This is a genomic window from Actinophytocola sp., from assembly GCF_036555685.1.
In the GTDB taxonomy this organism is placed as follows: domain Bacteria; phylum Actinomycetota; class Actinomycetes; order Mycobacteriales; family Pseudonocardiaceae; genus Actinophytocola.
Genome location: NZ_DATBKY010000220.1, coordinates 1 through 9,160 on the forward strand (window position 1 = coordinate 1; position 9,160 = coordinate 9,160).

At 70.3% G+C, this 9,160-nt stretch carries 10 protein-coding genes; 1 reads left to right on the forward strand and 9 read right to left on the reverse strand.

Features of this window, described 5'->3' with window-relative positions; genetic code table 11:
- The 4 genes from VH969_RS20625 to VH969_RS20640 form a co-directional block, all read right to left on the reverse strand.
- Nucleotides 1-967: DUF2341 domain-containing protein (locus VH969_RS20625; RefSeq protein ID WP_331976646.1), on the reverse strand; the 967-nt coding region annotated here is incomplete at its 3' end.
- Between the two features lie 833 nt (nucleotides 968-1,800).
- Nucleotides 1,801-2,271: a hemerythrin domain-containing protein gene (locus tag VH969_RS20630; protein WP_331976648.1), complete on the reverse strand. Its 471-nt coding sequence runs from the start codon at nucleotides 2,269-2,271 to the stop codon at nucleotides 1,801-1,803.
- A gap of 17 nt (nucleotides 2,272-2,288) precedes the next feature.
- Nucleotides 2,289-4,922, reverse strand: a complete 2,634-nt coding sequence (locus VH969_RS20635) for a cation-translocating P-type ATPase (protein WP_331976650.1) — start codon at nucleotides 4,920-4,922, stop codon at nucleotides 2,289-2,291.
- A gap of 1 nt (nucleotide 4,923) precedes the next feature.
- Entirely contained in the window at nucleotides 4,924-5,592 is a 669-nt protein-coding gene (locus tag VH969_RS20640; protein ID WP_331976652.1) for a phosphate signaling complex PhoU family protein, read from the reverse strand.
- A gap of 108 nt (nucleotides 5,593-5,700) precedes the next feature.
- Here VH969_RS20640 and VH969_RS20645 point away from each other — a divergent pair, with 108 nt between their 5' ends.
- Nucleotides 5,701-6,333 carry an AMIN-like domain-containing (lipo)protein gene (locus VH969_RS20645; RefSeq protein WP_331976654.1) on the forward strand — a complete coding sequence of 211 codons (633 nt, stop codon included), beginning with the start codon at nucleotides 5,701-5,703 and terminating at the stop codon, nucleotides 6,331-6,333.
- 10 nt (nucleotides 6,334-6,343) lie between these two features.
- Here the strand turns inward: VH969_RS20645 and VH969_RS20650 are convergent, their stop codons facing one another.
- From VH969_RS20650 to VH969_RS20670, 5 genes are all read right to left on the reverse strand, one after another.
- The gene (locus tag VH969_RS20650; protein WP_331976656.1) at nucleotides 6,344-6,550 is read right to left on the reverse strand and encodes a hypothetical protein; all 207 of its coding nucleotides are present in this window, start codon (nucleotides 6,548-6,550) and stop codon (nucleotides 6,344-6,346) included.
- A 357-nt stretch (nucleotides 6,551-6,907) separates the two neighbouring features.
- The gene (locus VH969_RS20655) at nucleotides 6,908-7,105 is read right to left on the reverse strand and encodes a BON domain-containing protein (protein WP_331976658.1); all 198 of its coding nucleotides are present in this window, start codon (nucleotides 7,103-7,105) and stop codon (nucleotides 6,908-6,910) included.
- Nucleotides 7,106-7,119: 14 nt separating this feature from the next.
- Nucleotides 7,120-7,728, reverse strand: coding sequence for an Rv1733c family protein (locus VH969_RS20660; RefSeq protein ID WP_331976660.1), 609 nt, complete (start codon nucleotides 7,726-7,728; stop codon nucleotides 7,120-7,122).
- Nucleotides 7,725-7,991, reverse strand: a complete 267-nt coding sequence (locus VH969_RS20665; protein ID WP_331976662.1) for a DUF1918 domain-containing protein — start codon at nucleotides 7,989-7,991, stop codon at nucleotides 7,725-7,727. Before VH969_RS20665 ends, VH969_RS20660 begins: the two co-directional genes overlap by 4 nt.
- A 294-nt stretch (nucleotides 7,992-8,285) precedes the next feature.
- Complete coding sequence (locus VH969_RS20670) at nucleotides 8,286-9,017, reverse strand: CBS domain-containing protein (RefSeq protein WP_331976664.1); 732 nt, start codon at nucleotides 9,015-9,017, stop codon at nucleotides 8,286-8,288.
- Nucleotides 9,018-9,160 lie beyond the last annotated feature (143 nt).

The window sequence follows — 9,160 nt, forward strand, 5'->3', positions numbered from 1 at the left end:
AAACATTGTCGGCGATGTCGACCGCCTGGAACGTGCCGAAGGTGACACCGTCCGTGGACGAGGCGACCCGGACCTTCTTGGTCGCCGAGTCCACGGTCCACAGGTAGAAGGCCGCTCCCTGCTTGACCACCGACGGGGAGATGTAGAGCGGCTGCGCGCCGAGCGGCCAGTCGATCACCACGACCGGGGCCGTCCAGTGCTCGCCGTCGGCGGACTTGATCAGCTTCAGGTAGTTGTGGTCATAGTAGGGCTGGCTCTCGTGGCCGGTGCAGTGCGCGGCCCGGCGGGTGTCGAGGTAGTACATCCACAGCTCGCCCGTCGCGTCGTTGTAGAGCATGTCCGGGTCGTTGTTGTGGTCGCAGGGAGGCGCCGGGACCAGCGGGTTGACCGCGCCGGGCGGTACGGACCAGTTCAGGCCGTCGTCGCTCACGAGGATCGACGGGTTCTCGAACTGGTCGTGGCTACCTGGGTACGGGGTGTCGGACATCCAATACCGGAACCCGTGCCAGCCGGCGGGAAAGTGGACGACGTCCGGATGGGTGGCCTGGCCGGAGCCCTCGTAGGTCGGGATGGTCAACGGCGTCGGCGCGTTGGTCATCCGTTCGAACCCGTCGTAGAACGCGAACGTCTTGGCGCCGCTGCTGCCGTCGGCCGCGCTCGGGTTCCCGTAGTACAGGTAGATGGTCTTCGCCGCGGAGGCCGGCAAAGACGGCACCCGTACCACGAACCACGCCGTACGCGTCGTTGTGTTGTATGTGTCGGTCCAGTGGTGCAGCAACGTCGTACCGTCGCTGTCGGTGAATCGAATGTCCTTTCCAGACGAGTGCGCGAAGTCGAAGCTCGCGGCGCTCAGGCCGACCGTCACCTGCTGGTTCGTCCGCTCCTGCGCGACGGTGTTCGTGACGACGACCGGCCTGCGGTAGGTCCAGGCCGGGTCGAGCCAGCCAGCCCGCGTTCGGGCCGTCACCGTCACCGTCTCCGCTCCGGCGACAGCGGCCACCGGAGTCGGCGACAGCATCGGAGGTACCAGTAAGACGGATGCGAACGAGACTGCCGCGATCAGCCCCGCGAGGCGACGTGTGCGGCGCGAGCATCCGTTCATCGGCGCTCCATTGATCCCCGTGTGATGGCACGACGGACCGCGCCGGCAGCGCCCGCGCTGGCGTGTCCCCCAGTGAGTGGTCGTCTCGAGCCTGCCAGCTTTGGTTGGCTCCGGGATAGGTCCAAGCGGCCGATTCTCAACAGGCACAAGGCTTTCCGGAACGGAACCTTCGGCACTCATATCAGCGCGGGCCCCGGCCGGCGTGGGTACGGGAGGTAGTCATGGCCAGAATCGAAGGATCGACGATCATCGCGCGACGGCGGAGCGCCGGCACACCGCGATGAATGTGCACGTCGACGATTACGACAGGCCCGCGGTTGCTGGGCTCGACCACCACCACGGCGTCCGCCCAGATTCAAGGGACGATGACGTTCGAGCCGGTCGCGGGCGGAGTCCGGCTGCGTTGGTGCTGGAACGCGCGACCCAAGGGCATGTTGGGGCTTCTCAGCCCGCTCGTCGCCCGTGCCGGCGGCCTGCAGGAAGCGGAGATCTGGGCAGGCCTCAAACAACGCCTCGAGAGCGCACCGAAGGCACCGGGCCGACTGCGGCGGTGGGTTCGCCGGCGGCTCAGCGTGCGGCGCGCAAGCGGGGAAGGTCGACCTTGACGTTGCTCGTGCGCGTATTCGCGTGGCCGCACGCCCTGGGCCGCGCAGCGCAGCGGTCGGGATTCACCGGGGTAGCCGGCACGTGGCGGGCGATCAGCGCGCCGCCGGCAACGTGGTCGCGACCCGCTGACGGATCGCGTCGACCGCGTCCCAGTCAGCTGGCTCGAGCCGGGACAGCGCCGTGGGGAACACGTCGTCCTGCTCGTCGAGAATGTGTTCCCGCAACTGCCACAGCGCCGCCATGAGCCGGCCGGGCCAGTCGGGGTCGGAGGGCACGCCGTCGGCCGCCTCGCCGAGCACCTGTTCGATCCGCCGGTGCTCGCCGACCAGCCGGTCGCACTGACCGGAGAATTCGCCGGCCAGTACGGGGAACAAGCCCTCCTCCTCCACGGTGGTATGCGGTCCGAGCACGGCGGCGATCTGTGTCGCGAGCGTCGCCATCTCCGGAACGTCCCCCCGCTCGTGGGCGGCACGCACATGACTGACAAGGTTCGCCACGTGATCATGCTCCTGAGTCAGCAAGCTGATCGCGGGTAGCGCCTGGCATCCGCAGCAATCACACATCTGACCTCATCCTCCGTTCATCGACGGCGCTGTGATCGCCAGACGATCTTGTCCGCCTCCACGACCAGGAAGGCGGCCAGGGCCGCGCCGATCGCCCACAGGACGGCACCTGGGTCCATGGGTGCCGTGTGGAAAAGGGTGTTCATCGCCGGTGCGTAGGTGAACAACGCCTGGAGCGCGATCGTGACACCGATGCCGGCGAGCAGCATGGGGTTGCGGGCGCGGGTGGTGAACGCGCTCCGGCCGAGCGACCGGCAGTTGAACAGGTACGCGATCTGCACGCAGACGAACACGTTGACCGCCGTGGTTCGGGCCTGCGCCACCGAGCCTCCCGTGGCCACCTCCCAGTGGAACGCGGCGAACGCGGCGATCACGAGCAGGAGGGTGACCAGGCCTATCTGCCTCAACAGGATCGGTGTGAGGAGGGCCTGGCCCGGCGGGCGCGGCGGGCGCCGCATGATGCCGTGCTCCTTGGCCTCGAACGCCATCGTGAGGCCTAGGAAGACCGCCGTGGTCATGTTGATCCACAGGATCTGCAGCGGGACTATCGGCAGCGTGACGCCGAGCAGCACGGCCACCAGGATCACCATGCCCTCGCCGATGTTGGTCGGCACGGTCCACGCGATGAACCGGCGCAGGTTGTCGAACACGCCCCGGCCCTCCTCGACCGCGGCTTCGATGGTGGCGAAGTCGTCGTCGAGCAGCACCATGTCCGCGGCCTGTCGCGCGGCGTCTGTGCCGCCGGCACCCATGGCGACCCCGATGTCCGCCCGGCGCAGTGCCGGGGCGTCGTTTACTCCGTCCCCGGTCATCGCCACCACGTGACCGCGTGCTTGCAGTGCCCGCACCAGCCGGAGCTTCTGTTCCGGCGAGACCCTCGCGAAGACCTCCGTCCGGTCTGCCGTGCCGGCCAGGTTCGCATCGTCGAGCCGGGTCAGCTCGGCGCCGGTGAGCACCGCGGCCGGAGCGTGCGGATCGGCGACGCCCACCGACTCGGCGATCGCTCGCGCGGTGTCGGCATGGTCACCGGTGATCATCTTGACGCGCACGCCGGCCGTCCGGCATGCCGTGACGGCGCTCGCCGCCTCGGGGCGGGCCGGGTCGTGCATCGCCTGCAGCCCGAGCAACGTCGCGCCCCTTACCTGCCCGGCGACGGGGCCGGCGGCCGGCGTGAACCGCGCGAATGCGAGCACGCGCAACCCGCGCCGCGCGAGGTTCGCCTGCGCGCGTCGCACGGCGTCGCGGTCGACCGGTTGGATGGGCCCGCCGGCGCCGGTCTCCGTCACGCACCGGTCCAGCACCTCCTCCACCGCCCCCTTCACGTAACCGACCCGGCTGCCGTCCGCCCGCCGGTGCACGGTGGCCATGAGCCGCAGCGCGGGGTCGAAGGGCAATGCGTCGTCCCTCGGCAGTTCCCGGACGACGGCGCCGGGATCGAGTCCGGCCTGCTGGGCCGCGGCGACGAGCGCGGTCTCGGTCGGATCTCCTTCGGCGACCCACCGGCCGTCCTCGCGGCGCAGGGTCGCGTCGTTGCACGCGATTCCCGCGGTCAGGCATTCGAGGCCAGCCGTCTCCACTCGCGCCGGCGCGACGTCCCGGCCACCGGCGACAACGTCGGTCACGGTCATCCGGTTCTCGGTGAGGGTGCCGGTCTTGTCCGTACAGATCACCGTCGTGCTGCCGAGTGTCTCGACCGCCGGCAGGTGCCGCACGACGGCCCTGCGGCGGGCCATCCGTACGACGCCGATCGCCAGGACGATGGACACGGCGGCTGGCAGGCCCTCCGGTATGGCGCCGACCGCGAGTGCCACGACCGCGGTGAACGCGTCGGCGAGCGGCATCCCGCGGACCAGCGCGACCACGAACGTCAGCACCGCCACGCCGACGATGACGATGCTCAGCTGGGTGGCGAACCCGGCGAGCTTGCGGGTCAGCGGCGTCGGCACGGTCGCGGTGCCGGACACCAGGCGATGTATCGCCCCGAGCTCGGTGGCCGGTCCGGTGTGCACGACCATCGCGACCGCCGAGCCGCGCGTGACAACGGAGCCGGCGTGCGCCATGTTGACCCGGTCGGCGAGTGCGGTTCGCGCGGGCAGCGCGGCGGTCCCCTTCGGCACGGGCGCGGACTCACCGGTGAGCGTGGACTCGTCCACCTCGAAGGCCCGCACCTCGGCGAGCCGCACGTCCGCCGGCACCCGGTCCCCCGCGGCGAGCAGCACGGTGTCGCCCGGCACCAGCTCGGCCGCGGGCAGCCTGCGCGGCTGACCGTCGCGGATCACGGTCGTCTCCGCCGGCACCAGGCGGGAGAGGGCGGCCAGGGCCCGCTGTGCGCGAGATTCCTGCACGTAGCCGATCGCGGCGTTGAGCGCCACCACGCCTGCGATGACGCCCGCGTCGACGAACGCGCCGAACGCCACTGTCGTCACGGCGGCGGCGAGCAGGACATAGATCAGCGGGTTGTGGAACTGGGCCGCCAAGCGGTGCAACCATCCCGGGCCGCGGCCGATGTCGACCACGTTCGTGCCGAACCGGTCGAGCCGCCGCGTCGCCTCCGTGGTGGACAACCCCGTCTCGCGGTCGGCGCCGAGGCTGCGTGTGGTGTCCGCAACGGACAGTGTGTGGGCGTCGCGACAGCTGACATCGGTGAGCATGTCAGGCCGCCGGGGTGCGGACGGGCCCGGCCGTGTCGAGCGGACGTGCGCCAGCGAGGGAGGCGATGCCGTTGGCGAGCTCGACGGCGTGTTCCGCGTAGCGTTCGTAGCACCGGCAGACCAACGCGATGTTCACCACGTCCTCGGTGTCGATGCGGCGGGACTCGGTTCGGACGCCGCGATACAGCTCTTGCTGGAGACGTTCCGTCTCGTCGCTTTCGCATGCCAGCCCGGCGGCCGCGGCGACGTTCCGGTCCGCCAGCGCGCGTCCGGCGGCGGCGAGGACGCGCAGCGCGTGGTCCGCCATGGCCATCACCGCGGGTGCCAGGTGCTCGTCGACCACCCGACGCGGATGGCGCAGGTGCGCGATCCGCGCGATGTCGCTGGCCAGCGCCGCCATCCGCCGCAGGTCGGCGGTCATTCGCAGACAGGCGACGATCGTACGCAGATCCGTGGCGACCGGCTGGTCACGGTCGAGGAGGAGGCCCAGAGCGACGGCGTCGGTCTCGGACTGTCGCAATGCGACGATCTCGTCGTCGGCCAGCACCGCTCTGGCCAGGCCGTCGTCCGCGTCGAGCAGCGCGATAGTCGCTTCCCGCAGCACGCTGCCGACCTGTGACATCAGGTCGACCAGCCCATGCACGAGCTGATCGAGCTCGTTCTCCCTCATGCCTTGATGCTGGGGCCGGTTGCGCGGCCGGCGAACCGGGCCAAAGGCCCCGGCGATCAGGGCCGGAAGGTCCGTGGCGGCGGCCGGGACCGGGACGATTCTGAAGGTATGTCGAAGTTCGCAACTTTGTTGGCATTGCTGGGGATGTTCGCCGTCGCGGCCTGCGGGGGCGGTACCCCGGGCGGGGCGGTGTCCACGACCACGACGAGCAGGCCCGCCGCGAGTGCGGCACCGACGGCCACCACCACACCGACCGTCACCACGACTGCGCCGCGGCCGACCCGCACGCCGGCACCCGCGCCGCGGTGGCCGACCCGCGACGTGTCACAGCCGTTCCGAGGAACGGTCCCGCCGGCACCCAGGCTCACCGCGATCCGCGTCGGCGCCCACCCCGAGGGCGGCTACGACCGGATCGCGACCGAGTTCGACGCATTGCCTGGATACCGGGTCGGCTACCGGTCGGCGATCGTCGAGGATGCCTCGGGCGAACCGGTGCACCTCCGTGGGCGGGCGTTCATCCAGATCGTGTTTCACCCGGCTGAGGCGCACGAAGTGCCGGGCCTGCCGGACCACGCGGTCACCGTGCCCTACCACGCGCTGAACGCCTACGTGGTCAACGGCGACTACGAGGGCTACGTGTCGATCGCGCTCGGCCTCACCGGCGAGGTCGGCTTCCGGGTCGGCAGCCACCGCATGCCCAACGGCCACCAAGTCGTGTACGTCGATCTCGCGCACCCGTGAGCCGCGGCGGTCACTCGTAGCAGGACTGGTCCGCCAGTTGTAGATAGATGGTCGCCAGCCGGTCCGCGTCCATCCCCATCCGGTACACCGCATCGGGCTTGCCCGGCACCGGTGCGTGCGACCGGCCTGGGTGGGGCATCGCCGGATCCAGCCCCGGATATGCGGCCATGAGCTGGTCCAACGTCCATCCTGGGGTCGCGTCCTCCGACGTGCGCACGGGGATTTCCGGCGCGAGCGACTCGATGCCGACCTTGCGGAGATGAACACCCAGCCGACGTCGCCGTCCGACACAGCTCCCACACATCTCCGGTGAACTCGAGCCGGCGCAACGCTTCCAGGTCAGCTGAGCAGCCGGATGTGCTCCTCGATATACCCCGGCTCCGGCTCACCGGACTGGAACCGTGCCAGCATGTCGAGACACCGTGCAGGCCCGCCGCGACCTGGAACCCGCGGCTCGCCGGGAGCTTGCGGGCGAACAGGCTGAACTCGCGGGCGCGACCATGCCGCGCCGCAGGTGGCGCACGGCGATCCGGACCTCGCCTGCTCGTGCGCGGACGTCTCCGGAACATCGTCGCTACGGCCGGATGCTCGTCCATGCCGTGCCGCGGCCGGCGACGTCGTCGATTGCGTAGCGCAGGTTGTTGCGCAGCCCCACGATTCCCGGCACGGCCAGCGCGGCCCGGGCGATACTTTCGGCCTGCCGTCGGCTGAACAACACACCGTCGAGGGTGACCACGCCGTCGTGGACGGTGACCCGCACGTTCTTCCTCATGGCAACCTCCGCGGTCAGCGCCGGTTGTTGTTCCAGCCCGGCTCGACGTCCGCCCACTCGCGGTCCCAGGCACGGCGCCGGCAACGCTCCAGCAGCAGGTGCAGCCCGGTGAACGTCAGGGCGAGCATGACCATGGCGGTGAGCCAGCCGGTGAGGGCGACGAGCGCGCCGCCGGCGTCGGCGTCGGTCGGGCTGAGGGGCTTGTCGGCGAGCCGGCCCGACCGGTCGAGCCAGATGTCAACCTTCGCACCGGCTTTCAGGCCGTCGCTCGCGAGAACCGGGGCGGTGGCGGTCCTTCCGTCCGGGCGCGTCCACCGGGCCATGACGTAGGACTTGCCAGCGACGACGGCCACATACCCGCCGGTGCTGCTCACGGGTGCGTCTTCGACGAGGACCGCGACCGCCTCGTGCCGGTTATTCGCGTCCCGCTCGCTCGAGTCCAGCAGGTCCGCACGGACGAGCGACCCGATCACGAGCATGACCGGCACCAGCAGGAGTGCCGCGAGGAGCACGACGATCATCGCGGCGCTCTCCATGCGGTCGGTCCCGCGTGCCAGCGGGTTGTGGAACGGCCAGATCAGCCGTCCCCACCGGCGAAACAACGAACTCGACGTGTGTGTCATGTTCGCCTCCGCGGAGCGGCGACCTCTTCCTGAACCTCCGCGACACGCTGCGACGCTTGCGTGCCGGCCGCGAACTCCGCCGCGGTCTGCACGTGTGCGTCCGGCCCGGGAAACACCAGCGCCTCGTGCCCGGTGTCGAGCCACCGCACCCAGTACGGCGGCGCCCCGTCGGGCGAGTGAACCTCCTCGATCAGGCCCCGACGCACCTCCCGACCGAGGACGGCCTGCTCCAGGATCAACCAATCACCTGCATGTGCACGCATTGCACGCCCTCCCTTCGGCCGCCTTCATCCTGAGCGGCCCGGCACGGAGTACGGCAGGGGCGGAGGTCCCCGATGCACCGGGCCCAACGAACGCGTTCGCTGTGCTGTCCTAAAGGGACAGCACAGCGGGGCATGGCGATGAATGACCGGTACCGCAGCGGCGAAAGGTGGTGACCCGACTTCACGGGTCAGCTGATCCGGACATGACACGCAACGGCCGGCGGAGAACGTGTCGCCGGAAAAGGTTCTCCGCGCGCCCTGCGTCCGTTCGTTGGGCTCAGGACGCGAGGCGCGTCAGGCGCGCGCGCTCGCCGCCGGCGCCGACCAACTCTTCTCCGGTCGCGCGGCGCCGGTCCGTTGAGCCCGCAGCGACCCGGCGGTGAACGCCCCGCAGAGCACCACGTCGTCAACGAGGTAGCGGAGATTGTCGCAGACGTCAACCACACCGGGAAGCGCTCGAACCATCCGGACGATCACGCCCGCCTGGCTGGAACGAGCGACCGCACCGGCCACGGTCACCACTGCGCCATCCACCCGCACGTCGACCGGTGCCGACGTGATGTCGGCCGCGTGGAGTACCGCCACGATCTGAGAACGCAGCTCGTCGTCGCTGCGCACATACACACGCAGCAGGTCGCGACGTGCCACGACGCCGACGAGACGGCTGTCCCAGTTGACGACGAACAGACGACTGAGCCGCGCTGTTGTGAACAGCCGCGCCACGAAGCTCACCGGCTCGGCGGCGTGGACCGCGCGCACCGGGGTGGTCATCAACTCCGTCGCACTCAGATCTCGCGCGCGGTGCCAGCCGGCATCGTCACCGCCGCCCTGCTCGCGGGGAAGGTCCTGCTGGGGCGTCAGCTCCGCCCGGGACACGACGCCTATCGGCTGGCCGTACCGGTCGACGACAGGTACCGCACGGACGTGACCCGCGGTCATGGTGGTGACGAGTTCCCCGAAAGGCGTTTCCGGCTTGACGGTAACCACTCGCTTCGTCATCACCGACGCGGCGGTCAGCTCGGCCACCACCGCATCCTCGCGCAGCGGACCGTGCTGCCGGTGACGACGGCCCGCGACGGGGACCGCCTGGTCGCCGGCCGGGTCTTCGTGGCACCGGCCGGATATCACACTCTCGTCGTGAACAACGGCGCGCTCGCGCTGATCGTCTC

Coding starts and splice junctions, on each gene's coding strand:
- VH969_RS20630 (WP_331976648.1), bottom strand. CDS start 2,271: ATGTGTGATTGCTGCGGATGCCAGGCGCTACCCGCGATCAGCTTGCTG.
- VH969_RS20635 (WP_331976650.1), bottom strand. CDS start 4,922: ATGCTCACCGATGTCAGCTGTCGCGACGCCCACACACTGTCCGTTGCG.
- VH969_RS20640 (WP_331976652.1), bottom strand. CDS start 5,592: ATGAGGGAGAACGAGCTCGATCAGCTCGTGCATGGGCTGGTCGACCTG.
- VH969_RS20645 (WP_331976654.1), top strand. CDS start 5,701: ATGTCGAAGTTCGCAACTTTGTTGGCATTGCTGGGGATGTTCGCCGTC.
- VH969_RS20655 (WP_331976658.1), bottom strand. CDS start 7,105: ATGAGGAAGAACGTGCGGGTCACCGTCCACGACGGCGTGGTCACCCTC.
- VH969_RS20660 (WP_331976660.1), bottom strand. CDS start 7,728: ATGACACACACGTCGAGTTCGTTGTTTCGCCGGTGGGGACGGCTGATC.
- VH969_RS20665 (WP_331976662.1), bottom strand. CDS start 7,991: ATGCGTGCACATGCAGGTGATTGGTTGATCCTGGAGCAGGCCGTCCTC.